The organism is Helicovermis profundi (genome assembly GCF_033097505.1).
In the GTDB taxonomy this organism is placed as follows: domain Bacteria; phylum Bacillota; class Clostridia; order Peptostreptococcales; family Acidaminobacteraceae; genus Helicovermis; species Helicovermis profundi.
Genome location: NZ_AP028654.1, coordinates 662221 through 688593 on the forward strand (window position 1 = coordinate 662221; position 26373 = coordinate 688593).

At 28.7% G+C, this 26373-nt stretch carries 16 protein-coding genes and 1 riboswitch; of the genes, 11 read left to right on the plus strand and 5 right to left on the minus strand.

The features are described 5' to 3' along the window. Window positions 1-37 precede the first annotated feature (37 nt). The 8 genes from AACH12_RS02870 to AACH12_RS02905 all read left to right on the plus strand — a co-directional run bounded on the left by AACH12_RS02870 (window position 38) and on the right by AACH12_RS02905 (window position 15549). A complete protein-coding gene (locus AACH12_RS02870) occupies window positions 38-967 on the plus strand; it encodes a pseudouridine-5'-phosphate glycosidase (protein WP_338536569.1) in 930 nt (309 codons plus the stop codon). Window positions 968-1282: 315 nt separating this feature from the next. After that, on the plus strand, window positions 1283-3271 hold the full coding sequence (tkt, locus tag AACH12_RS02875) for a transketolase (protein ID WP_338536570.1): 1989 nt from the start codon (window positions 1283-1285) through the stop codon (window positions 3269-3271). Between the two features lie 232 nt (window positions 3272-3503). Next, complete coding sequence (locus AACH12_RS02880) at window positions 3504-4451, plus strand: Rpn family recombination-promoting nuclease/putative transposase (RefSeq protein ID WP_338536571.1); 948 nt, start codon at window positions 3504-3506, stop codon at window positions 4449-4451. Window positions 4452-5019: 568 nt separating this feature from the next. Beyond that, window positions 5020-5201: riboswitch (Lysine riboswitch) on the minus strand. Between the two features lie 562 nt (window positions 5202-5763). Then, complete coding sequence (gene nuoE / locus AACH12_RS02885; RefSeq protein ID WP_338536572.1) at window positions 5764-6300, plus strand: NADH-quinone oxidoreductase subunit NuoE; 537 nt, start codon at window positions 5764-5766, stop codon at window positions 6298-6300. Continuing rightward, window positions 6290-8044, plus strand: a complete 1755-nt coding sequence (locus tag AACH12_RS02890) for an NADH-quinone oxidoreductase subunit NuoF (RefSeq protein ID WP_338536573.1) — start codon at window positions 6290-6292, stop codon at window positions 8042-8044. The genes nuoE and AACH12_RS02890 overlap by 11 nt, the downstream gene beginning before the upstream one ends. Window positions 8045-8055: 11 nt before the next feature. Next, a complete protein-coding gene (locus AACH12_RS02895) occupies window positions 8056-11340 on the plus strand; it encodes an FAD-dependent oxidoreductase (protein ID WP_338536574.1) in 3285 nt (1094 codons plus the stop codon). 271 nt (window positions 11341-11611) lie between these two features. Further along, the gene (locus AACH12_RS02900; protein WP_338536575.1) at window positions 11612-13378 is read left to right on the plus strand and encodes an aminopeptidase P family protein; all 1767 of its coding nucleotides are present in this window, start codon (window positions 11612-11614) and stop codon (window positions 13376-13378) included. A 404-nt stretch (window positions 13379-13782) separates the two neighbouring features. Beyond that, the gene (locus tag AACH12_RS02905) at window positions 13783-15549 is read left to right on the plus strand and encodes an aminopeptidase P family protein (protein WP_338536576.1); all 1767 of its coding nucleotides are present in this window, start codon (window positions 13783-13785) and stop codon (window positions 15547-15549) included. Window positions 15550-15797: 248 nt separating this feature from the next. Here the strand turns inward: AACH12_RS02905 and hflC are convergent, their stop codons facing one another. Beyond that, complete coding sequence (hflC, locus tag AACH12_RS02910; RefSeq protein ID WP_338536577.1) at window positions 15798-16673, minus strand: protease modulator HflC; 876 nt, start codon at window positions 16671-16673, stop codon at window positions 15798-15800. Continuing rightward, window positions 16674-17756, minus strand: coding sequence for an FtsH protease activity modulator HflK (hflK, locus tag AACH12_RS02915; protein WP_338536578.1), 1083 nt, complete (start codon window positions 17754-17756; stop codon window positions 16674-16676). Window positions 17757-18060: 304 nt separating this feature from the next. Between hflK and AACH12_RS02920 the strand changes: the two genes are divergently transcribed. Further along, window positions 18061-20088, plus strand: a complete 2028-nt coding sequence (locus AACH12_RS02920) for a Cache 3/Cache 2 fusion domain-containing protein (protein WP_338536579.1) — start codon at window positions 18061-18063, stop codon at window positions 20086-20088. A 283-nt stretch (window positions 20089-20371) separates the two neighbouring features. Here AACH12_RS02920 and AACH12_RS02925 read toward each other — a convergent pair whose 3' ends face one another. The 3 genes from AACH12_RS02925 to AACH12_RS02935 form a co-directional block, all read right to left on the minus strand. Beyond that, a complete protein-coding gene (locus AACH12_RS02925) occupies window positions 20372-21727 on the minus strand; it encodes a nicotinate phosphoribosyltransferase (protein WP_338536580.1) in 1356 nt (451 codons plus the stop codon). After that, window positions 21714-22415 (minus strand): cysteine hydrolase family protein, encoded by a 702-nt coding sequence (locus tag AACH12_RS02930; protein ID WP_338536581.1) that lies wholly within the window; start codon window positions 22413-22415, stop codon window positions 21714-21716. Before AACH12_RS02930 ends, AACH12_RS02925 begins: the two co-directional genes overlap by 14 nt. A gap of 138 nt (window positions 22416-22553) precedes the next feature. Beyond that, entirely contained in the window at window positions 22554-24095 is a 1542-nt protein-coding gene (locus tag AACH12_RS02935) for a hypothetical protein (RefSeq protein WP_338536582.1), read from the minus strand. A 262-nt stretch (window positions 24096-24357) separates the two neighbouring features. On the opposite strand from AACH12_RS02935, the gene acpS reads away from it, so the two are divergent. Continuing rightward, window positions 24358-24753, plus strand: a complete 396-nt coding sequence (gene acpS / locus AACH12_RS02940) for a holo-ACP synthase (RefSeq protein ID WP_338536583.1) — start codon at window positions 24358-24360, stop codon at window positions 24751-24753. After that, the gene (locus AACH12_RS02945; protein WP_338536584.1) at window positions 24734-26290 is read left to right on the plus strand and encodes an NAD(P)H-hydrate dehydratase; all 1557 of its coding nucleotides are present in this window, start codon (window positions 24734-24736) and stop codon (window positions 26288-26290) included. The genes acpS and AACH12_RS02945 overlap by 20 nt, the downstream gene beginning before the upstream one ends. Window positions 26291-26373: the final 83 nt, after the last annotated feature.

A 26373-nucleotide genomic window follows, 5' to 3' on the forward strand; every position in this document is an offset into this window, starting at 1 on the left:
ATATATACGCGTAAAACGCGAATGGGAGATGAATATAATGAATAAAGAATTATTAAAAGAATACTTAGATATTAATCCAGAGGTTGAAAAAGCTTTAAAAGAAGGTAGACCAGTAGTAGCACTTGAATCAACTATTATTGCTCACGGTATGCCGTACCCTAAAAATGTTGAAACTGCAAGAAAAGTTGAAGATATAATAAGAGCAAAAGGTGCAGTTCCTGCAACTATTGGGATTATTAAGGGTAGGCTTAAAGCTGGTCTTACTGATGAAGAAATTGAATATATGGGAAAAGAAAAAGATATTAAAAAAGTTTCAAGACGTGATATTCCATTTATAGTTTCAAATAAATTAGATGGTGCTACTACTGTGGCGTCTACAATGATTATTTCAGAACTCGCTGGCATTAAAGTATTTGTAACTGGTGGAATTGGTGGTGTTCATAGAGGCGGAGAAAATACTTTTGATATTTCTGCAGATTTACAAGAACTTTCAAATACAAATGTTGCAGTAGTTTGTGCAGGAGCAAAATCAATTTTAGATATTAATTTAACTCTTGAATATTTAGAGACTTATGGAGTTACTGTTGTTGGATATAAAACTGATGAATTCCCAGCTTTCTATACAAGAAAAAGTGGATTTGGAGTAGACTATAAAGTTGATAGCGCTTTGGAAATTGCAAAAGCATTAAAAGCAAAATGGGATTTAGGTCTTGAAGGTGGAATGGTTATTGGAAATCCAATCCCTAAAGAATTTGAAATGGATTACGATACTATTAGTGGTGCAATTGAAAAAGCGCTAATTGAATTAAAAGAAAATAATATAAAAGGTAAAGAAACTACTCCATTTTTACTTGCAAAAGTAAAAGAACTTACTTCTGGAGACAGTTTAGATTCGAATATTGAACTTGTTTATAACAATGCTAGAGTAGGCACAGACATTGCAATTGAATACGCTTCATTGAAATAGATGTGTACAATGTGTGTAGAAATAATTAAGAAATGATGAATAAAAAATAAAATTATTAAATTTTCAAAATAAGTATTGACATATTAAAACAAAGGTGTTAGGATTGTCAATGTTGAGTGTTGATAAACAATTACTTAACAAAGACAACTCGATTCGCGAGAAATAACACTACATTTATTCCCCCTTAATAATAAATGTAATGTAAAAATTAATTAATCCTATATATTAAATTTTTATTTAATATATAGGATTTTTTTTTATATTTTTAGGGTATAGACTAAAAGAAGATAAGATTTTAATAAATGGAGGTGCAAAATGAAGCATAAAAATAGTAGAGTTATAGAAACGATAAGATTACTTTCAGTTGATGCAATAGAAAAGGCAAATTCAGGTCACCCAGGATTACCTCTTGGAGCTGCACCTATGGCATTTGCATTATGGAATGAATTTTTAAATGTGAGTGCTACTGAAACAAAATGGATGAATAGAGATAGATTTGTTCTATCGGCTGGTCATGGTTCTATGTTATATTACAGCTTACTTCATTTATTTGGTTATGAAATTTCACTAGACGATTTAAAGAATTTTAGACAACTTGGAAGTATTACTCCAGGGCATCCTGAATATAATGTTACTCCTGGAATTGAAACAACGACTGGTCCGCTTGGGCAGGGACTAGGAAATGCAGTTGGTATGGCAATTGCTGAAAAGAAACTTTCAGCTGAATTCAATACTTCTGATTTTAATATTATTGATCATTATACTTATGTTATCGCAGGTGATGGAGATATGATGGAAGGTATTACTTCAGAGGCGGCTTCACTTGCTGGGCATTTAAAGCTTGGTAAATTAATAGTTCTTTATGATGATAATGGTATAACTATAGATGGTTCTACTGATATTTCTTTTACAGAAGACGTTGGAGCGAGGTATAGAGCTTATGGTTGGGAAGTTATTGAAGTGAAAGATGGAAATAATTATGGAGAAATAGTTGATGCAATAAATCTTGCTAGACTAAATTCTGTTAAGCCAACTCTTATTAAAGTTAAAACAATTATAGGTTATGGAAGTCCAACAAAAGCTGGAAAATCATCAGTTCATGGTTCTCCTCTTGGAAAAGATGAAATTATTCAAATGAAAAAAAATATGGGATGGGATCCTGATAAGAGTTTTTATGTTCCTGATGATGTAAAAGAGTATATGAAAAATATTACAGATAAAAAAGAGATAAATAGATTTTTATGGGAAGAGAAATTTGAGGAGTATTTTAAAAAATATCCTGAGAAGGAAAGTAAGTGGAAGCATTGGTTTGAATATGAAATATCTGATGAGACATTTCAAGATTCGAAAATATGGTCTAGTATTTCTATTGATAATTCAACTAGAAATTCAGGTGGTATATTTATGAATATCGTGAAGGAAGATATTCCAAATTTATTTGGCGGAAGTGCAGATTTGAATGGTTCAACAAAAACATATTTAAAAAATCTTGGAGATTTTAGTTTTGAAAATCCATCAGGTAGTAATGTGTTTTTTGGTATAAGAGAACATGCAATGGGAGCAATTATTAATGGTATAGCACTCCATGGTGGACTTAGACCATTTGGTGCAACATTTTTAGTTTTTTCAGATTATATGAAACCATCAATTAGACTTTCGGCTCTTATGGGTTTACCAGTAATTTATGTATTTACTCATGATAGTATTGGTGTTGGAGAAGATGGTCCAACCCACCAACCAATTGAGCAAATTAGTATGTTAAGATCAATCCCTAATTTATCTGTTTTTAGACCAGCAGATGGAAAGGAAACTGCGATGGCATGGATTAATGCTTTAAAAAGAACAAGAGGTCCTTCTGCAATTATACTTACAAGGCAAAATTTACCTTCGCTTGTTGGTGTAAATAAAGGTGCTAACTATGGAGCATATATTTTATCAAAAGAAATAAAAGAAAAACCTGATGCGATAATAATTGCTTCAGGATCTGAAGTTCATGTTGCACTTGAAGCTTCTAAAAAGCTGCTTGAAGATGGTATAGATTCACGTGTAGTAAGTATGCTTAGTATGGAATTTTTTGATAAGCAAAATGATAGTTATAAAGAAATGGTTCTTCCAAGTGATGTTAAAAGTAGAGTTTCTATTGAAGCTGGAATTGAACTTGGATGGCGAAAGTATGTAGGTGATAAAGGTAAAATTATTTCAATAAATCACTACGGTGAATCAGCTCCTGCAAATTTATTGTTTGGAAAATTTGGTTTTACTAGTGAGAACATTGTAAAGCTAGTAAAGGAAGTTATTGATTAGAAATTTATTTTTTTAAAATAAATTTCTTGGCATAATATAAAAGTTAAAAGGCCTAGTTTTGATTATGTTGCTTAAAACTAGGCCTTTTATTATTTTTAAAGATAAAACCGAATTGTAAAAAAATGTAATACAACAGTAATATATATTACAGAATATTACTATATAATTAAAATATACCTAATTTAATTTTGAGTGCAAAGGGTGTATAATAAAATTATAGAGGAATGATTTTGTGGAAAGATTAAGACCGTTGAATGATTTTGTATTTAAAAAATTATTTGGAGAAGATGATGTATTAGATAATTTAGTTGCTTTTCTAAATGCTGTATTAGATAGAAAAGGAACGAATAAGTTAGTCGGAGTTAAAATTATTGACAATAAGGAGTTAACTAGAGAGTTAATAGATGACAAGCTATCAATTCTTGATGTTAGAGCAAAAGCAAAAAATGGAATTGAAATTAATATTGAAGTCCAGCTATTAAATCAGAATAATATGGAAAAAAGAACTTTATATTATTGGGGAAAATTATTTAATAAAACGATTGGAAAAGGGGAAAAATATAATGACTTATCAAAAGTTATTACAATTAATATATTAAATTTTGAATATATTAATTTAAAAGAATTTTATACTTCATTTCATATATGGGAAGATACACATAAAGAGTATAAGTTAAATGATCTTTTAGAGATACATTTTATTGAAATACCAAAGTTTAATAATTTAAAGAAGAAAAATTTAAGTGGAGATAGCCTTCAAAGATGGCTTACATTTTTAAATAAAGATATTCCAGAAGAATTACTTGAGGAGTTGATGGAAATGGATGAAAATATTAAGGCAGCTGAAAAGAAGTTAGAATATTTATCTTCTGATAAACACACTAGAGACTTATATGAAGCTAGAGAGCGAAGTAGGTTAGAAAGAGCGAATTTAATAGAAACTGGTATTGAACGTGGAAAGAATGAAGGATGGAAAGAAGGACTAAAAGAAGGTATAAAAGAAGGTATAAAAGAAGGTATAAAAGAAGGTATAAAAGAGGGTATAAAAGAAGGGATAAAAAGCAAAGCAATTGAGATAGCTAAAGAATTATTAAAAGATGGTGCAGAAATAGAATTTGTATCAAAAGTAACAAAGTTATCATATGAAGAAGTAAATGAATTGAAAATTAATTTAGAATAACATTCGTTAAACTGCGTTTAACTCATAGCCCTATAAAAAAGCTAAAACAAATAGAATTTTAAGCAAGCTTAATTCTATTTGTTTTAATCATTTATGGTTTTAGGTTTTGTGAAATTAAAAGTATATAAAAAAAAGCAGTGCGCGCCCTGTCATAGCTGTGCTATGCCTAGTCGCTCTCTTTCAGCCCTATAAAAAAGCTAAAACAAATAGAATTTTAAGCAAGCTTAATTCTATTTGTTTTAGCTTTTTTGCACTGCTTTTTTTCTTCGCGCAAAAAAAGACCACTAATAGTGGTCAAAATTGAGGTAATAGGTGAAATTTCACCTATGATTAATTTGTAATATATGAGCTAATCAGGGTAAGATCATATATTATTAATCAAATAAGTTTATTAAAAATTATATTTTAAATATAATATTCAATCATATTAATGCATTGTATTTAAGAATGTATTTGATAAGTATAAAAATATATTCTATTAATATGCGCTAACAAAAACAATACAATTGCATAAAAAAACTCGATATAAATCGAGAATGGTTTTAATGTCTAACCTCCCTCTTGCCCAGTATGTGATAGCTCTCCATAAATACTTAGGCGAAGTATTTATGACAGTCCTGCACTTATTAAGTACAGACCCAGCTTTTGAGTTTTGGTTCTCAAAGCTTCGGCAATAATTCCTTTCATTTTTCATCTTAAGCTTCCGACTTTAAAAAAATTACTGATAATTATTGCGCCTCTACCGCATCTATAAGATGAGGTAATATTTACTTATCTATATCAGATTACAATAAAACTTTAATTGTGTCAATAGATAATAGAAGATACTGAAACATAGAAATTTATGTTTTTTAGTATTAATAGTTAATAATCTTATTAAAATATTTATATTCAAATAAATCGATGATAATTTATTAACATTATAAAAATTTTATAATATATATATAAAATAATTATGTGCCTAATTATAAATTTATAGGTATTAATTAATTTATAGTTAAATTAATATGAAAAAATTTAGTAGTTGTAAAATTATATTATTTCAACTAAAGCGCTAAATCTGTGTACTTTACTAGTAGAAATTGCAAATTAGTGTTATGTGTTTTATGTATTAGGAATTTGTAGTAGTATGTATAGTAAGTTTAATAATTAAAATTGTTTTTATCTATTTAGAGAAAGTATATAAAATTAATCTAGGTTCACTCTTATTTTTTTATATTATGAAATTGATAATTTGATATAATGTTCTCATAATTTTAAATAAATAATATTCATAACTTAATAGTATTACTGATTGAAAGGAGAAGGCGATATGTGTGAAAATTGCAAACAAGATGAAATGGAAAAGAATTTTATTGATGAAAAAGTTGACCTAAAATTAATACACCCTATTGTTGAAAAATATGGGCAGGTTAAAGGTAGTTTGATTAATATGCTTCAGGAGATTCAAGAGGTATATGGTTATTTGCCACTTAGTGCAATGGAATACATTGCAGATAATACTAACAATAAAAAAGCAACTATTTATGGAGTTGCAACTTTTTACACTCAATTTAGATTACATCCAATTGGAAAAAATTTAATTTTACAATGTCAAGGTACAGCGTGTCATGTAAATGGCTCTAGGGAAATTTCAAAAGCACTATGTAATGAACTTGAAATTAATCCAGGTGAAACTACAAAGGATGGTCTATTTACTATTGAAGATGTTGCATGCCTTGGATGTTGTAGTTTAGCACCTGTAATAATGATTAATGGAGAAGCATATGGAAATTTAACTCCAAAAGAAGCTGTTAAAATCATCAGAAAAATAAAAAAAGATGAGGAGGAAGTCATTAATGAAAATTAGAGTTGGTTTAGGTAGTTGTGGTATTGCATCTGGTGGAAGAAAAGTTATGGGTGTACTTAAATCTAGAGCTAAAGAACTGGGAATAAATATTGAAATTGAAAATACTGGTTGTATTGGAATGTGCTTTTATGAACCTTTAGTTGATATTGTTACTGATGAAAAAACATATACATATGGATTTGTTGATGATGAACTCGCTAAGCGTATTATAGATGAGCATATTAAAGGTGGTAATATAATAGAAGATAAAATTATTTATTCTACTGATAATGAAGCTGATTATGAAAAAAAGCAGTATAAAATAGTTTTAGAAAATTGTGGAATCATAAATCCTGAAAAAATAGAAGATTATATAGAAAAAAATGGGTATAGTGCTGTGGAAAAAGTACTAAAAGAAATGACACCAGAAAAAGTTGTTGAAGTAATAAAGGAAGCTGGACTTAGAGGTCGTGGTGGAGCTGGTTTTCCAACTTGGTTTAAGTGGAATGCAGCTAGAAAATCAAAAGGTGATAAAAAATATATGGTTTGTAATGCTGATGAGGGTGATCCAGGTGCATTTATGGATAGAAGTGTTTTGGAAGGAGATCCTCATAGATTAATTGAGGGAATGATTATAGGTGCATATGCTATTGGAGCAAATGAAGGTATTATTTATTGCAGAGCAGAGTATCCCTTAGCGATTGAAAGATTAGAACTTGCAATGGAACAAGCTAGAGAAAAAAATTATTTAGGAAATTCTATTTTAGGTACAAATTTTAATTTTGATCTTATTATAAAAAAAGGTGCAGGAGCTTTTGTTTGTGGAGAGGAAACGGCATTAATTGAATCTTTAGAAGGAAAAAGGGGAATGCCACGTTTAAAGCCACCTTTTCCAGCTCAAGCGGGATATTTTCAGTACCCTACAAATATAAATAACGTTGAGACATTAGCAAATGTTCCTTGGATTTTTAGTAATGGAGCAAAAGCATATTCTGATATTGGTTCAGGTAAAAGCGTTGGAACGAAAGTCTTTGCACTTTCTGGAAAGATAAAAAATGGTGGTTTAGTGGAAATACCTATGGGAATGACATTAAGAGAAGTTATTTTTGATATTGGTGGTGGAATAAAAAACGGCAAGAAATTTAAAGCTGTTCAAATGGGAGGACCGTCTGGTGGATGTATTCCAGCGAGTTTACTTGATACTCCAGTAACTTATGAAGCAATTAATGCAACAGGCGCTATTATGGGTTCAGGAGGAATGGTAGTTTTAGATGAAACGACTTGTATGGTTGATATTGCTAAATTTTTCTTAGATTTCACATGTAAAGAATCGTGTGGAAAATGTATTTATTGCAGAATTGGAACAAAAAGGATGCATGAAATTCTTGTGAAAATTACAGAAGGAAAGGGAAAAATGGAAGACCTTGATGAACTTGAATCACTTGCTTATAGTATAAAAGATGCATCACTTTGTGGTTTGGGTCAAACTGCTCCAAATCCAGTGCTCACAGGTCTTAAATATTTTAGAGAAGAATATGAAGCTCATATTATAGATAAAAGGTGTCCAGCTAAGCAGTGTAAAGATTTACTTACTTATTCAATTAATCCTGATAAGTGCATTGGCTGTACATTGTGTGCTAAAAATTGTCCAACTAATACGATTGATGGAAGTGTAAAAAAAGTTCATAGCATTAATCAAGAAGGTTGTATTAAATGCGGAAATTGTTTGTCAGTATGTAAGTTTGATGCTGTTAATGTTATGTAGGAGGTAATTCAGTGGCGATTGTAAGATTAAATATAAATGGACTAGAAATTAAAACAACAGAAGATAAAACGATATTAAATGCAGCACTCGATAATGGTATTGAAATTCCACATTTATGTTACGATGAAAGAATGGAAGCTTACGGTGGATGTGGAATGTGTGTAGTTGAAATTGAAGGTATGCCAAAACTTGTACGTTCTTGCTCACAAAAAGTACAAAACGGAATGATTATAAAAACTAACACAGATAGAACAATAGCAACAAGAAAAACAGCTTTAAATCTATTATCATCAGATCATAGAGGAGATTGTAAGGCACCTTGTATTATGGCATGTCCTGCTCATACGGACATACAAGGATATGTGGGATTAACTGCGAATGGACAATATAGACAAGCACTTGAATTAATTAAAGAAGAACTCCCACTTCCAGCAAGTATAGGAAGAGTTTGTCCTCATCCTTGTGAAACTGAGTGTAGAAGAAGTATTTTAGAAGAAGCAATATCAGTTGCAGCGATTAAAACATTTGTAGCAGATAAAGATCTATTTGAATCAGAAAATGGACCATTTATGCCAAAAATACTTAAAGATACTGGTAAAAAAGTTGCAATTGTAGGTGCAGGACCAGCTGGACTTGCTGCAGCATATTATCTAAAAATAAAAGGTCACGCGGTTGAAGTGTTTGATATGATGGGTAAACCGGGAGGAATGTTAAGATATGGTATTCCAGAATATAGACTTCCAAAACACGTTGTTGACTCTGAAGTAGAAATTATTGAAAAAATGGGAGTTAAATTTAATTACAATATTAAACTTGGTGATGATATAACATTAGATTATTTGTCTAATAACTATGATGCTGTATTCTTAGGTATAGGAGCATGGGAAAGTTCAAATATGAGATGTATAGGTGAAGACGCTAATGGAGTGTTTGGTGGAATTGATTTCTTAAGAAAAATCACATTAAATGAAGATGTAAAAGTCGGAGAAAAAGTTCTAGTAGTAGGCGGCGGAAATACGGCAATGGACGTTGCAAGAACCTGCATTAGACTTGGTTCAAAAGAAGTTAGACTTCTTTACAGAAGAACTGAAGAAGAAATGCCTGCTGAAAAAGTAGAAATTCATGAAGCAAAAGAAGAAGGCTTAATATTTGAATTTTTACTTTCGCCAACAGAAATTTTCAGCACTGATGGTGCAGCATCAAGCATGAAATGTCAAAAAATGAAACTCGGAGAACCTGATGCTTCTGGCAGAAGAAGACCTGAGCCAATTGAAGGTGAATTTGTAGAATTTGAAACTGATACTATTATTTCAGCAATAGGTCAAAAAGTTACTATTGGTAATATTAAAGGGATAAATACTTCAAAACGAGGTACTATTGAAGTTGATGAATCAACTTATCAGACAAATATAGAAAATGTATTTTCAGGTGGTGATGCATCGGATGGTCCTGGAATTGCAATTGGTGCTATAGCAGGTGGTAAAAATGCTGCAAGAGTTATGCATACTTATCTTGAAGGTGAAATTGTAGGCCACAGTGAGCCAAGAATAGTTTCAAGAAAAGATATGACCATTAAGGATTATCCTGGAATCCAAATTGAACCAAGAGTTCAAAATAATATTCTATCTTCAGATATAAGAAAAAATAATTTTCAAATGGTACTTGAAACACTTTCTGAAGAAGAAGCTATAAAAGAGGCAGCGAGATGTTTAGAGTGTGGATGTAAAGATCAATTTGAGTGTCAACTTTTGACAAATATAAAAGAGTATGAAACTGATACTGAAAAAGATTATGGAGTTAAGCATAGAAGATACACTCCGAGTACTCATAAATATATTGAAAGAGACTCTGACAAGTGTATTCAGTGTGGATTATGTATTAGAACATGTGATGAAGTCATGGGCATTTCAGCACTGGGTATAGTTGATAGAGGATTTGAAGCATTAGTTGCGCCGGAATTTGGTAATAATCTTGAAGATACTGATTGTATTTCATGTGGACAATGTGTTGATGTTTGTCCAACAGGCGCTTTAATGGAGAAACAATTAGAAGCAAAAGAAATACCTCTAAAACTAAAAACTGTGGAATCTGTATGTAGTTATTGTAGCCTTGGATGTAATATTGTATATCATTATTTAGGTGATAAAATATATAGAGTTACTCCTAATCGATTAAAAGACGATGGTATACTATGTGAATTTGGCAAATTTGGTTATGACTATATTAATAGCAATGAAAGATTAATTAAGCCATATGAAAGAGTAAATGAATCTAAAAACCAATTATCATGGATGAATGCAGAAAATGATTTGATTTCAAAATTAAAATCTATTAAATACACTAATGGTAGTGATAGCATTGCATTTGTTGTCTCTCAAAGTCTTACAAATGAAGAACTTTCAAAGGTAAAAGAAATTAGTAGAGTGCTAGATACAAAATATATATCAGCAATTGATATTAGTAAGTTTAATTCATCTAACTCGTTTGAAGAAATATATAGTGCAGATATGCTGATTGCAGTTGGTTCAGTATACGAAAACTTTGTACCAATGGGTATAAAAATGAAAATGAATTCTGAGAAACTTATTACTATATCTGATGAAGGAACAAAATTAGATGAATTTAGTAAAGAAAAATATATAACAGAATTAAATTTAGAATTCTTTGAAGAAGTATTAAAATCAATTATTCTTCAAAATGAAATAAAAGAAGATGTACTTAAAGAAAAACAAGTAGATATAAATGAAATAAAAGAAATATTAAAAGATGTAGTTCCTAGTGAAAATGCAGTTAAATTTGCTAGTAAATATTGTGCTTCTAAAAAGCCGATATTTGTAGTTGATGAAATGTCATTATCTGAAGAAGAAATAGGGCTTATTTATTTAATTGCAATGTCTGTTGATAAAATAGATAAAGTCCATAGAGGAATTATAACTTTAAAAGATTCAATAAATACGCAGGGAACAATGGATAGAGGATTTACAAAATCGATTGATGAAGTTATAAGCGGAGTAGAAAACAATGAGGTTAAAGCAGTAGTTGTAATTGGAGAAGAAATTGAAGAGTTTAATACTGAATTTAAACCAGACTATCTTGCTGTAATAGATATGTTTGAAACTGAAACTACTGAAATTGCAGATTTAGTAATTCCAATGGTTACTTTGGCTGAAGTTAACGGCAGCGTTACAAGATGCGACGGAAAAGTATTAAATGTAAATAAAGTAATAGAACCTAAAACAGGAAAAAATAATATAGATGTATTTTCTAATTTACTAGAACTATTGAATAGAAAATAATATAGACAACATACAATATAAAAATGGTATTGAAATTAATTTGTTTTCAATACCATTTTTAATAAAATATAGAATAATTTGAAATATTTTTCTATACTGACCCTAGACGTATAAATTTATTTTTATCCAATGCCTTAGAGTTCTAATACCCCCACTTCTTAAAAAAGTGGGGGATAAAGAACTCTAAAAAGGCCCTGGATTATGTTTTCTAAGATTCAGTGGGAGTAAAAACTCCCTCTGAATCCAAGAAATTCATTTATGGAGGCTGATTATGGTTAATGAAAGAGTAAAAAAGCTAAGAGATATAATGCTAAAAAATAATTTAGATGCGTATATCGTATATTCATTTGATCCTCATAGTAGTGAATATGTATCTGAAAGATGGAAAGGTAGAGCGTGGATTTCGGGATTTACGGGTTCTGCTGGAACTATTGTTGTTTTGAAAGATAAAGCAGGTCTTTGGACTGATGGTAGATATTTTATTCAGGCAGAAAAACAGCTTAAAAACTCAGGAATTGATTTATATAAGATGGCAATACCAGGTTTTCCAACTTATGAAGAGTGGATTTATGATAATTTAGATAAAGATGCAAAAATTGGTGTAGATGGTGAAGTTCTTAATGTTAAAACTAATAAAGAATTATGTGAAACTTTCTCTAAAAAAAATATAGAAATAAAATATATGGATTTACTTAACGATATTTGGCAAGATAGACCAAGTATTCCTATGAATGAAGTTTATAAACATGAAATAAAGTATGCAGGAAAATCACGTCAAAAGAAAATAGAAATTCTAAGAGAATATATTAGTAAAAAAGAGAGCGATTATTATATTATTTCAACTTTAGACGATATTGCTTGGACATTAAATTTAAGAGGATCAGATATTTCATATTCTCCTGTTGCAATATCTTATTTACTTATTTCAAAAAGTAAAACTGTACTTTATATTCATAACAATAAGTTAAATAATGAATTAGTTAGTAGTTTAAAAAAAGATAAAATTCTTATAAAAAACTATGATACTATATTTGAAGATTTGGGAGAAATTAGTAAAACGGATAGTATTTTAATAAATGAGGAAAGTATAAATGTAAAAATCAAAAACTCTATAAATGCTAAAACAAAAAATACTAAAAATTATATTGCTTTTCTTAAATCAGTAAAAGATGACATTGAATTAGAAAATCAAAAAAAATGTCTTATTCGCGATGGAGCGAGTTTAGTTAGATTTCTTCACTGGGTTGATACAAATGTTAAATCTGAAACTCTTACGGAAATAAATGTTAATGAAAAACTTTATTCAATTAGAAAAGATGACTCAAAATTTGTTGATGAAAGTTTTGCTTCTATTATTGGTTATAAAGAACATGGGGCTTTAATGCATTATAGTGCAAATGAAGAAACCTGTTACAAATTAAAGCCAGAGGGAATGCTTTTAGTTGATTCTGGTGGATTATATTTAGATGGAACAAGTGATATAACTAGGACATTTTCTTTAGGAGAGGTTAGCGATAAAGAAAGAACTGATTTTACATTAGTTTTAAAGGGTGTAATTAATCTTACAAAAGCAGTTTTTCTTGAAGGAACTATTGGAGCAAATCTTGATATACTTGCAAGAAAACCTATGTGGGACAATGGTATAGACTATAAATGCGGAACAGGTCACGGCATCGGATATTTTTTAAATGTTCACGAAGGCCCTCAGAGAATTTCTCGCGATCTAATAAATGTAAAGCTTGAAGAGGGTATGGTGCTTAGTAATGAACCTGGAATATATAGAGAAGGACAATATGGAATTAGAATAGAAAATACAATTGTAGTTGTTCCATATAAAGAAAGTGAATTTGGAAAATTTTATAAATTCGAGACTATTTCTTACGCTCCAATAGATATTAGACTTATAAAAAGTGAGTTATTAACTGAGGGTGAAAGAGAGTGGATTAATTCTTATCATAATGATGTTTATAAAAAACTATCTCCTTTATTAAATAAAAAAGAAAATAAATGGTTAAAAAATATGACCAAAGAAATTTAAAAATTTATTAAAAAAACTTATCAAATAATGAACTATTTTTACTATATAAGTATTTATTATTTTGATATACTGATTTTAACGATATAAAAAAAATTATACGCGTTAATGAGCAATATTAAATATTTATCCGATGCCTTAGAATTCTAATACCCCCACTTCTTAAAAAAGTGGGGAATAAAGAACTCTAAAAGGCCCTGGATTATGTTTTCTAAGATTCAGTGGGAGTAAAAACTCCCTCTGAATCCAAGAAATTCATTTATCCGATGCCTTAGAATTCTAATACCCCCACTTCTTAAAAAAGTGGGGGAGAAAGAACTCTAAAAGGCTCTGGATTATGTTTTCTAAGATTCAGTGGGAGTAAAAACTCCCTCTGAATCCAAGAAATTCATTTATGGAGGTCATATATGATTAAAGAAAGAGTGAAAAAATTAAGAAAACTAATGGAAAAAAATAATTTGGATGCATATATTGTATACTCGTTTGATCCTCATAATAGCGAATATGTATCTGAAAAATGGAAAAGCAGGGCTTGGATTTCTGGTTTTACTGGATCAGCTGGATTAGTAGTAATTTTAAAAGACAAAGCTGGTCTTTGGACGGATGGTAGATACTTTATTCAGGCTGAAGAACAATTAAAAGGCTCGGGTATAGATTTATTTAAAATGGCTACACCAGGTTTCGATACTTACACACAGTGGTTATATAACAACTTAGATAAAAATGCAACTATTGGTACGGATGGCGAAGTTGTAACAGTAGCAATGAATGATGAATTAATTTCTATTTTTGACAAAAAGAATATTAATATCGAATATATGGATTTAATTGATGAAATTTGGGAAGATAGACCAAGTATTCCTATGAATGAAGTATATGAACATAAAATAAAATATGCAGGAAAAGAAAGACTTACTAAGATTAGTATTATTAGAGATATTATTAAAAAAAACGAAGGAAATCACTATGTGCTTTCGACTTTAGATGATATAGCTTGGCTCTTTAATTTTAGAGGCTCAGATGTTAAAAATTCACCAGTAGCTGTTTCATATGTTTTAATATCTGAAAACAAAGCCACTTTATATATTCATAATAATAAAATTAACACTCATCTTTTAAAAAGTTTAGAAGAGGATAATATTGCTATTAAAAATTATACTGATATATTCAACGATTTAAGTGAATTAGGCACGGATGAAACTGTTCTAATAAATGAAAAGACTCTTAATATTAAAGTTAAAAATAGTATACAAGCTAATACAAAAAATATTAAAAATATAGTTGCCTACGAAAAAGCTAAAAAGGATTCTATAGAAATATCAAATGAAAAAAACTGTCTTATTCGCGACGGAGCGAGTATGGTTAAATTCTTGCACTGGTTAGATACAAATGTTGATTCAGGAAAGCTTACTGAACTAAGTATTGACAAAAAACTTAATTATTTTAGAGCGCAGGATTCAAAATTTGTTGATGAAAGTTTTGATACTATAGCAGGTTATAAGGAGCACGGCGCTATTATTCATTATAGTGCAAATGAAGAAACGAATTCTACTCTTAAAAATGAAAGTATTTTATTACTTGATTCTGGAGGATTATATTTAGATGGAACAACTGATATAACTAGAACAATTGCGCTTGGAGAAACTAGTGAAGAAGAAAAAACTGATTTTACATTAGTTCTTAAAGGTATGATTAATTTATCTCAAGCTATATTTCTTGAGGGAACCATAGGAGCAAATCTTGATATTTTAGCAAGACAAGCTATGTGGAATAGAGCTATAGACTATAAACATGGAACAAGTCATGGTATTGGATATTTTCTAAATGTTCATGAAGGACCACAGAGTATTTCCTTAAAATTAATAGACGTAAAACTTGAAGAGGGTATGTTACTTAGTAATGAACCAGGTCTTTATAGAAAAGGAAAACATGGAATTCGTATAGAAAATACTATTACTGTTGTGCCGCATTTAGAAACTGAGTTCGGCAAATTCTTTAAATTTGAAACTGTTTCATTTTGTCCAATAGACAGAAGACTTATAAAATCTGATATGTTAAATGAGTCTGAGAGAAAATGGATAAATACCTATCATAGTGAAGTTTTCGAAAAACTTTCACCTCTACTTAATAGTGAACAAACAAATTGGTTAAAAGAGATGACCAAAGAAGTCTAAAATATAATAACAAAAGCTGCTAATTCCTATTTATCCGATGCCTTAGAGTTCTAATAGCCCAACTTCTTAAAAAAGTGAGGGATAAAGAACTCTAAAAAGGCCCTGAATTATGTTTTCTAAGATTCAGTGGGAGTAAAAACTCCCTCTGAATCTTAGAAATTCATTTAAGATAGGAATTGGCAGCTTTTTTATTAGCTTTGTAAAAAACGAATTTTTCCAAAAAACTTTACTGTATAGGCTAGAAGTTTCTATTCTTTTCCATTCAAAACTTTGACAATATAGCTATCAGAAGGTAAAAATAATGTTTTATCGCCTTTCATAACTATTTTAAGTGTGTCTAAACTTCTTACAAATTTATAATATTCAGATCGGTCTTTTGTCGAATATGCATTTGAAATTATTTTCATATATTCACTTTCTCCTTGACCTTTTAATTCTTCAGCATCAGCTATAGCCTTAGATAGTAAAATTCCAACTTCTTTATCAGTTTCGTTTACTACTTTACTAGCTTCAAGTTTTCCAGCTGCCCTAAAACTTTCCGCCATTTGGTTTCTTTCAGATATCATTCTGTTATAAACTGCATTTTCATTGTCAGAGGGTAAATCTAAGCGTTTTATTTCCACTGCGATAGTAGATACTCCGTAGCTTTTTAATTGTTTGTTTACTTGCTCTGTTATTGCAGTATTTACTTCATCAATTGAACTATTATTTGCATTTATGATTGAAGTTTGCTTCATAGTTCCAAGTTTGTTTTTTACCGCATTGTAAACAACAGCATCTAAACGATTTTCCATTTCTGATATTCTACTTACAGTTTTCATAAAAAGATATGGATCGTTAATTTGCCATACGGCAAAGTTGTCAACGACTAAGGTCTTTTTATCACCTGTTATAACATCGGAAGGAGTTATATCATAAATCATGCGATTTTTAGGTATTTTTCTAACTTTATCTAGGATTGGCAATTTAAATTTTAGTCCTGCTGTTTTTTTTATGCCAATATATTTCGAAAAACGTGTTACATAAGCGAATTCATTTTCCTTAACTTGATAAAAGCTTCCTGTTATAGCGAAAAACATAATAATTCCTATTACTATTAAACTTACTTTTTTAAATTTTTTCATTTAATTGCCTCCTTTATCTTCAACCGTTTTTGTATTTTCATCTAGATTATTTGAAATAAAAGATTGTAAAGGCAACATTTTTTGTACATCCCCTGATGAAGATTCGATATAGATAGTCATATCAGGAAACACCTTTTCTATGGTTTCTAGATACATCCTTGTTTTAGTTAGTGTTTTATTTTTTGCATACTCAGTATACATAGCATTAAATTTTGCTACATCACCGTTTGCTTCATTTATACGAGAAGCTTTATATGCTTCGGCATCTCTAACTAATTTATCAGCTTTACTCTCAGCCGCAGGTATAGTTTTGTTTTTATATTCAAGTGCTTCGTTGATTCTTGTTTCTTTTTCTTGCTTTGCAGTTTCAACATTCTTAAAAGCAGCTTTTACTTTTTCAGTAGGAGGTTCACTATCTTGAATTTTAATATCAAGAACAGCAATTCCAAGATCGTAACTTTCTAATTTTTTAAGCATTTTGTCTTTAATTTCATTTTGAATTATTGGCTTATCAACTGTTAAAACACCATCAACACCTTTAGAACCAACTATACTTCTAGCAGATGATTGTGCAATCATTCTTAGAGTATCAATGGGTTTATTGGAATTATATAAGTATTTAACAGGATCAGATATTTTCCATTCAATGAAGAAATCAATTTTAACAATATTAAAATCTCCTGTAATCATCTTAGATTCTGCTACAACGTCATTTACTTGAGAAGATTTTTCAGAATTATTTGTACTTGCATAACCAATTTGCATTTTTTGAGTTTTATTAACTGCAACCTTTTTTACACTTTGAATTGGGTATGGAAGTTTAAAGTGAAGTCCTGCTGATTTTACATCTGTTACTTTACCAAGAGTTGTTACGACAGCTTGTTGAGTCTCATCAACTGTGTATGCTAATGATGTAACAAAAATAATAGAAATAATAATAAGCGGAAGTATTAATAAAGTTTTGATTGTTTTTAGTTTTGAAGAACGCTTATTTGTGTTATTTTCGCTTTCTTCACTAATACTTTCTGGGTCTAAATTAGTGTGAGTAGTAAAATTTTTTAGTTTGTTTTTTAGTAGTGACATTTTCCCTCCTGTTTGTTAATATATTTTCAATCGATTTTCATTATAATATAAAAAATTGCACTTGTAAATATGTATAAAAGTGTAATTAATAAAAAATTTTATAATTTTAACTAAGATATTCATAAAAATATGGTGTTGTATAATTTTGTGGAGATATATTTTTTTCTAGTTTTCTTATATTATAAATGTTATACATATTGTTATAATATATTTTAACAAAATTAGTTAATATTTCGTAATAAATAAATATGTTATTTATCTATATGAATTTGGGTATTAATCCTCTATAGGAGGGTGATTGCTAATGAATATTAAAAAGATAAGAACAAAGATTGTTTTAGTTGTATTATTTTGCTCTATATCATTGTCAGTGATTCTTCTTATTTTAACGAGCAATTATAGTTCGCTGCTTATGAAATCAGAGTCAGAAGAAAAACTAATGAATTTAACAGTAGGGTATGCTAAAAAACTTGACTCAGAATTTCTTAAGAAAAAAACTGTTGCTGAAAATATTGAAATGTATGTTAGAAATACATTTGATTTAGATGAGTTTTATAAAAACGATGATTACTACGATAAATATAGAGATTCTATAGAGCCTTTTATTCGTATGACAGCAGATAGATACGGAGATGCATGGATATATTTTAGTCCTTATTTAAAAAAAGACGAAGTACATGATATTTGGTATTTTGATCTTAATAGGGATGGAAAAACAGAAAAAATGAAAGAATCTAATAAGGATTTTTATAAAACAGAGATAAATAAAGATTGGTTTTTCAAGCCAATGCATGAAAAAAAAGCATATTGGACCGATCCATATCCGACTTCGCAATTATTTGGAACTGGTATATGGTGGATAAGCTATTCTCTTCCAATTTTTATTGATGATACATTTATAGGTGCAGTTGGAACTGATTTTATTTATCAAGAATTTGAGAATGAAATAAGAAATCTTAATATATATAAAACAGGATATGCAATTCTTACCAATAGTAAATATGATTTTTTAATACATCCTGTTTATGATAAACATGATAATTTAAAGACTATTGATAATGGTAATTATAAATGGATGTCAGATTATATTGATAAAAGAGAAAAGGGTATTATTGAATACACATGGATTGATGGAGACGAGAAGATAATGGCATTTTCAAAGCTTTATAATGGATGGGTTATTGCAATAACCGCAAGTAAAAAAGAAATATATAATGTTATAAAAAAACAATTACTATATATGATTACTCTTGTTATTATTGGAAGCACAATTACTGCATTTATTGTATACTATTTAAGTTTTAAACTTACCAACTCTTTAGAAAAAGTTACCTCTAGAATTAAACTTATAGGAAAAGGAAATTATGAGATTGAAATTCCAAAGTATTTATTAAAAGATATAAGTGAAGTTGGGACACTTGCTAAATCTGTTGAAGAAATGCGTATAAGGCAAAAAAAATCATTTGAAGAAATTACAGACTATAACAGTAATTTGGAAGAATTAGTTGAGATGAGAACGAATGAGCTTAAAGAAATGAATAATGAACTAGAAATTTCTTTTAAAAATTTAAAAGCAACTCAGGAGTTGCTTGTTGAAACTCAAAAATTTGAGGCGATTAGCCATTTGCTTATTGAAATATCGCATAGGATGAATACTCCACTTGGAAATGCGAAAATGTCTACTTCATTTGTTGAATCATTAATTAAAAAAATTAAAGATAATTTTAAAGAAAATAAACTATCTAAGCAAAAATTTATAGATAATTTTAATGAGATGGAGAAATCAATAAAAATTGCATCATCTAGTATAGATATTTCATCTGAACTTATTAGAGATCTTCAAAATATTTTAGTTAATACGCAGACATTTGATAGAAATTTAGTGAATATGAAAATATTTTTAGATTCAACTTTTAATTATATAAAGAAAAGATGTAGTGATAAGTTGACTTTATATTGGAGCGTAGATTGCGATGAAAATATAGAATTTTCTATTTATACAAAAACATTAGTAGAAGTATTTGAAAACTTAGTGAAATATTCATTATTAAATGCTATAAATATTGAAGTAAATATGATAAGAGTGGTTGCTAAATTAGAAACTAATAATCTTATTATTGATTATTACGATCAAAGCAAACCTATATTGGCAGAAGATAGAGAACATATTTTTGAACCCTTTACTTTTAATTCATTTGAAACAGGGAGTAGTGGTTTAGAACTTCACCTCGCATATACTTATATTAAACGTGGTCTAGGTGGAAAGATACTGTACTTAAAAAATAGTGATGATAGATATTATTTTAGGATTATTTTGCCATCGGAAAAATGATAGTAATAGTACAAGATCAGCTAGTAATAGTCAAGTAATTTAATTAATAAAATTAAATGGATTCTCTGTGTATACACTTTTAGAAGAAATGTTTACATAGAAAATCCATTTTTATCCGATGCCTTAGAGCTCTAATACCCCCACTTCTTAAAAAAGTGGGGGATAAAGGACTCTAAAAAGGCCCTGGATTATGTTTTCTAAGATTCAGTGGGAGTAAAAATTCCCTCTGAATCTTAGAAATTCATTTATCTGATTCATGAAAAACTCAATATATAAAATAATTCTATTTTTCTATTTTTATAAGTTCATCATTATCTGATGAATTTCTTCCAACTTTCGAAAGGTTATGCCATGTATTATGAATTTTAACTTTAACAACATCTGCTGTATAATCATTATTTGAATCTTTATCATTTGTGAGTAAACTTGACCCAACACCGTAAATATCAACTGGAACACCAAGTTTTTCGAATTTATTTATTTTTTTAACATTAAATCCACCAGTTACTATTATTTTAATATTTTCACACCAAGTTTTTGCAGTAATAGTATCATTATTATTAGTTGAATTATTGATAGTGTCCCAATCTAAATAGGCATTGTTTATTGCTTTTCTAAGTCGCCAAACAAGTTTTGCATTTACACCATAATCGTCATCATTTGCTGGTTCTTCGATACATTTATCAATCATATTGCTACTATTGTCAGGTCTAACTCCATATAATTCATATTTTTTTGCTTCTTTATATTTTTTTTTGCTATAAAGCTCAAAATATTTATAAAACATTTTTTTCATAACTGAAAGAGCTTCACCAATACAGTCGTTATGAAAATCAATAAGTGCAATTCTATTAGTAGTAACAGGCATTACTTTAGCAAATTGCATCATTGTTTCGGAAGTGTTTCCTAAAAAAGCTGCAATCGTTGCATGTGCCACAGTTCCACCGCCTTTTCCTCCCCACCATGAACCTTGTTCTTGTGTTGAAACAAATGCAGATAGATTAGCTTTGTAATTTTTATTGTAAGCTTCAATGGCAACTTTGTGCGCATAGCCATGAATTCCTTGCATTTTATAATGTGCAAATCTTGCAGGAAAAAATAAAACTTCTTTACCATTTGCTGCAACCAAAGTATTATAAACATTAGTTGCAATTCTTGTTGGTTCTGATAGAACTCCTAGTAAGACAGTTTCAAGATACGCAAAGTCCCTGTATCGACCACGAATTTTTAGAATTGGTTTAACTTTTGTTACGTCTCCATTATAAGTGACAATACTTCCATCTTCAACTGCTTCAATTTCTAGATTTTTAAATGTATTAATGAAATTATTTTCTTTATCAAAGTAACCAGTGCTAGTTTTTAGTATTGCAAGTGATTCATCAATTCCAACTACTAAACTTAGTGGTTTTCTTCTAGTAAAAAATTGCATTTCTACTTCTATATTTCCATTTTCAACATTAGTTACATCAATATGGTTAAGGTCACTTGAATTATTTCCAAATTTATAATTTTCCTTTGAAATTTCATAAAGTATTCTTGAAGTATTATTAAGATATTCATCAGAAAACCAACCTTGTTTAACTCTTGGATCTATTTGAAAAGTTTCTGCTTTTATTCTTCTATTATTATATTTTGTCATTATTATCGCCACCTGTTATTTTTTTTACAACTTCTAGTCCGTTGTCTATGAATTGATATAAGCTAAATATATTTATTAAATTTGCATTATGAACTTCAAAGTCATATGTATCAATCATATTTATTGGTATAATAATTCTATTATCTATATTATTTTCATTAAAAAAAGCTTTTTGAGTTAGAGCATATTGTGATATACATATATCTGTGCAATCGCCAACGACAATAAAATTTCTATAGATAGCTCCTTCTTCTTTAAGCCATTTTTGGTATTTGTCATTAACAAAACCATTTGTAGAATTCTTTGGAAAAATCTTAGTAATTCCTAAATTATTAAGTTCATCAACTAACTCGCTTTCAAATGTATCTTTAAGACAATGTGAAGGTCTAAATTTAAGTTCGATAGAATCCTTTGTATGTTGATCTAAAAATGCTATAGTAGTGAATCCTTTTGAAGTAGCATATTTTACAAAATTCTCAATAGGAGCAATTAAGCTATTAATTTTTGGACTGCTTAATATACCATTAATTGCAAATCCTTTAACCATATCTACAATACATATTACAGTTTCTTTAGAATCTAATAGATCTAAGTTTAAAGATGGTACATTATGAATTATATCAATAATTTGCTCTATAATAGGAAAATCAGTGTTTATAATATCTTTTTTATTAAAAAATGTATTCAAAATATCGCTCTCCTTTGGTTTGTCTATTGAAATAATTATATATATTGTTCCTATTCAATAATAACATAGTAATAGTAAATTCTACTAAGAAGAGTGATAAAGTTAGCATTTATATGTAGCATCATTTTTACTATTTATCTAAATACCATTAGGATCAATTTCAGTTCGTCCTATTTTAGGATAGTATACCTTTCTTTCATCCATCATAAGCCAAATATCACCACTAATCTTATTAACATAGTTCGATTCATTTAGACTAATTATAACTCCATTTTCTTTAAGAATATAAGTATCATTATTTGTAAAAATTATTTTAGAAGTTTCATTATGATATTTTAGATAATAAAATAGTAATAAGGCTCTATCTTTTGATGAACCTATCTTAGTGCATGCAACAACTGAAGGGTCCATTATTCTTTTATATTTTCCAGAGTATATTGATGAATTTTTTATATTTTTTAGATAATTTAGAAAATCTTTTTCACTATTAAAAGTATCAAAAAAGTTAATTAGATAGTCCTTTTTTGAGTCTTTATTTTCAATAGTTTGTAGCTTAGTTTTTAAATAATATTCAGGATGATTTACTATAAGAGTTCTAAAAGCATATTTTTCAAGTTCTAGATTCTTATCTGTTTTACTTAATTCATAGACTGATTTAACAATATATTCATTGTAGTCCTTTGCACTATCAAAGTCCCTTATTGATTTTTCTAAAAATGGATAATCAACTGAATTTTGTTTACCACTTGAATGAATAGTCGTATTAAAAACGTTGTTAATTAAGCTTTCAAATTCATTTGAAGAAAAAAGGTCTGCTTTTAATTTGTTTTTATCTTTATAAAATTTTAAATCATATTTAACGTTATAAAGTTCGTAAAAGTTAGTCTTGTGAGTATCTTTAAAATTTTCAACCAATGGTTTATCTAATAGTGAAAGTAGTTCTTTATTTCTTGTTAGTGGAAAATTTAATGGATGAACATAATGATAATTAGATCCAAACATTTTTGAAATAGTAGACTTATTTTCTAAATTAATTTTAAATAGTATAGAATCCAGTAAATAATAGTTGTAATTGTATTTAAATACGACATATGCGTGTTTATCAACAAAGACAGTTGTAATATCATCAATTTTAATTCCACTAGCTAAAAGTGAAGAAAAATAAATTGAAGCAATATCTTCGCAAAAGCCTAAGTAATATGAATTGTTAGGAGAAAGTGCTTTCATAGTTTCGCTATCGACAGATTTAATTGGATTAAAATGATCAGTTGAATCGTAATTGAAAAAATTATCCAAATTATTTTTAAACTTTTTATAATTTTGAACATGAAATACATGAAAAGTAGAAAAATCCATTATATTTAAAATATAATGTCCTTTATTATTTTTTACTAGTTTATTTGCAATATTTGAAATGTTTTCAGACATAAGTAGAGGTATAAGCATAAAATTGTTAGAAGTTTGTTTTCTACTAATAACATTTTTTAAATCATTTAAATGATAATTTTTTGGAGTATTACGTTCTAGAGTGTATAAATTAGAAATGAAATCAGTGTCAGAAATAATTTTTCTTTCGCTTGAGTTGCTATGATTAGTTATAGTGTTTATCCTACAAGATGTAAGTAATATAACAATTATTAGTATAAAAGAAAGAAATTTATATTTGGATTTATTATTCATTAGAAACTCCTATTTTAACATATATATGTTTAGTATAAAAACAATTACAAACAAATATTACCACAAATTATATATTTGTGCAATTGTTTTACATAATTTTGTTTTGTACTTAAAGTATTAATTTTGTCCGATATATTCGATTATTTTTTAACGTGGTTTAAAAAATAAAATTAAAATTTCTCTAATATTACGATATTTTATTGTATTAATGCATTTATTAAGATAAAATTATTACATTATATATTGTATTTAAGGAGTAATTATGGTTAATGGATTAGGCGTTGATATAATTGAAATTGATAGGATAAAAAAATCTATTAAAAATTATAGATTTATTTCAAGAAATTTTACAGCTAAAGAAATTGATTATTTTATATCAAAAAATAATAATCCTGAAACTATAGCAGGAAATTTTGCTGCTAAAGAAGCAGTTAGTAAAGTTCTTGGAACGGGTTTTAGGGGATTTAATTTTATAGATATAGAAGTTCTAAGAAATGATTTTGGAAAGCCATATGTACTTTTACATAATGGTGCAAAAGTTAGTGCAAATGAAAAAAATATAAATGAAATTTTAGTTAGTATTTCTCATTCGAAGCTTTATGCTATTGCAAATTGTATTGGACTTGGAGGCAAAAATAATGAAACTAACGCTAAGTAGTGATATAAAAAAAATAGAAGAATTATCTTATGAAAAATATGGAATTCAAAGCATCACAATTATGGAAAATGCAGGAAGTAGTGTTGCTTATGAAATTAAAGAAGCAAATTTAGATACAGATGAATTTGTTGTAGTTTCAGGTACAGGAAATAATGGTGGAGATGGATTTGTAGTAGCAAGACATCTTCAAAACTTTGGATACAAGGTTACAGTATTTATTGTTGGAAATCCTAAAAATATAAGTGGCGACGCAAAAATTAATTTTGATATACTTAAAAAAATTGATATGCAAATTGAAAATATAAGTGAGCAAAATGGACTTATTAAATTTGAAAAAATGATTAAAAAATGTCCTTATATAGTGGACGCAATTTTTGGAATAGGAATAGATAGAGAAATATCTGATATATATATAGGTACAATTGAAAGAATAAATTTATATAAAAAATTTGTTATTAGTGTAGATATTCCTTCAGGTGTAGACTCAAATGATGGTCATATTTATGGAACTTGTGTTAGAGCAGATAAGACAGTTTCTTTTATTCTTCCTAAAATAGGAAATATAATGTACCCAGGTTCAAGTTATTCAGATGAACTTATCATTAAAACTGTTGGCATACCTGTTAAAGCAATTAACGAAAAGAAACTAAAGTATCAAATAGTTACAGAAAAATTTGCTAAAAATTTTTTAATGCTTAGAAAGCGAGATTCACATAAGGGCAATTATGGGAAAGCTAATATAATAGCTGGTTCTTCAGGACTTACAGGTGCTGCAATACTTACTTGTAAAGCGGCTCTTAGAAGTGGACTTGGCCTTCTTAAATTATACATTCCAGAGAGTTTAAATACATTGATAACGTTAAGTGTTCCAGAAACGGTTACAGTTCCACTTCATGAGATGAGAAAGGGTGTAATTGGAATAAATCATATAAATAGAATTGTTGAAGATTCTAATAGTGTAAATGTACTTGCAATTGGACCAGGTTGTGGAAATACATCAGAAATTTCTGAAACTGTTAGAAGAAGTATTTTAGATGTAAAAGCACCGCTTGTAATAGATGCTGACGGACTTAATGCACTTTCTAAAAATATTAAATGGCTACTTGAAAGAGAAGGTGAAATTGTATTAACTCCTCATCCAGGCGAAATGTCAAGACTTTCAGGATATTCAATAGATGAAATAAACAAAAATCCGATTCATATAGCTAATGAGTTTGCTGAAAAATGGAAAGTTGTATTAGTGCTTAAGGGTTCTAGAACAGTTATAGCTACTCCGGACGGATCAGTATATGTAAATATTAATGGAAATCCTGGAATGGCTACTGCAGGTAGTGGAGATGTACTTACAGGAATAATTACAGGCTTTATTGCACAAGGAATAGAAGTGTATAAATCAGCAATATTAGGAGTTTTTCTTCATGGAATGGCTGGAGATTTAATGGCTGAAAAAAGAGGAGAATATGGTCTTCTTGCTGGAGATATTGTTGATGGTCTTGCCTATGCTTTAAAAAACCTTACAAATTTAAACGAAAAATAGATAGTAATACTTATATAAAAATGAATTTATAAAAAAATATTAAATTCTAATATAAAAAATACATGCAATACAAATAAATAATT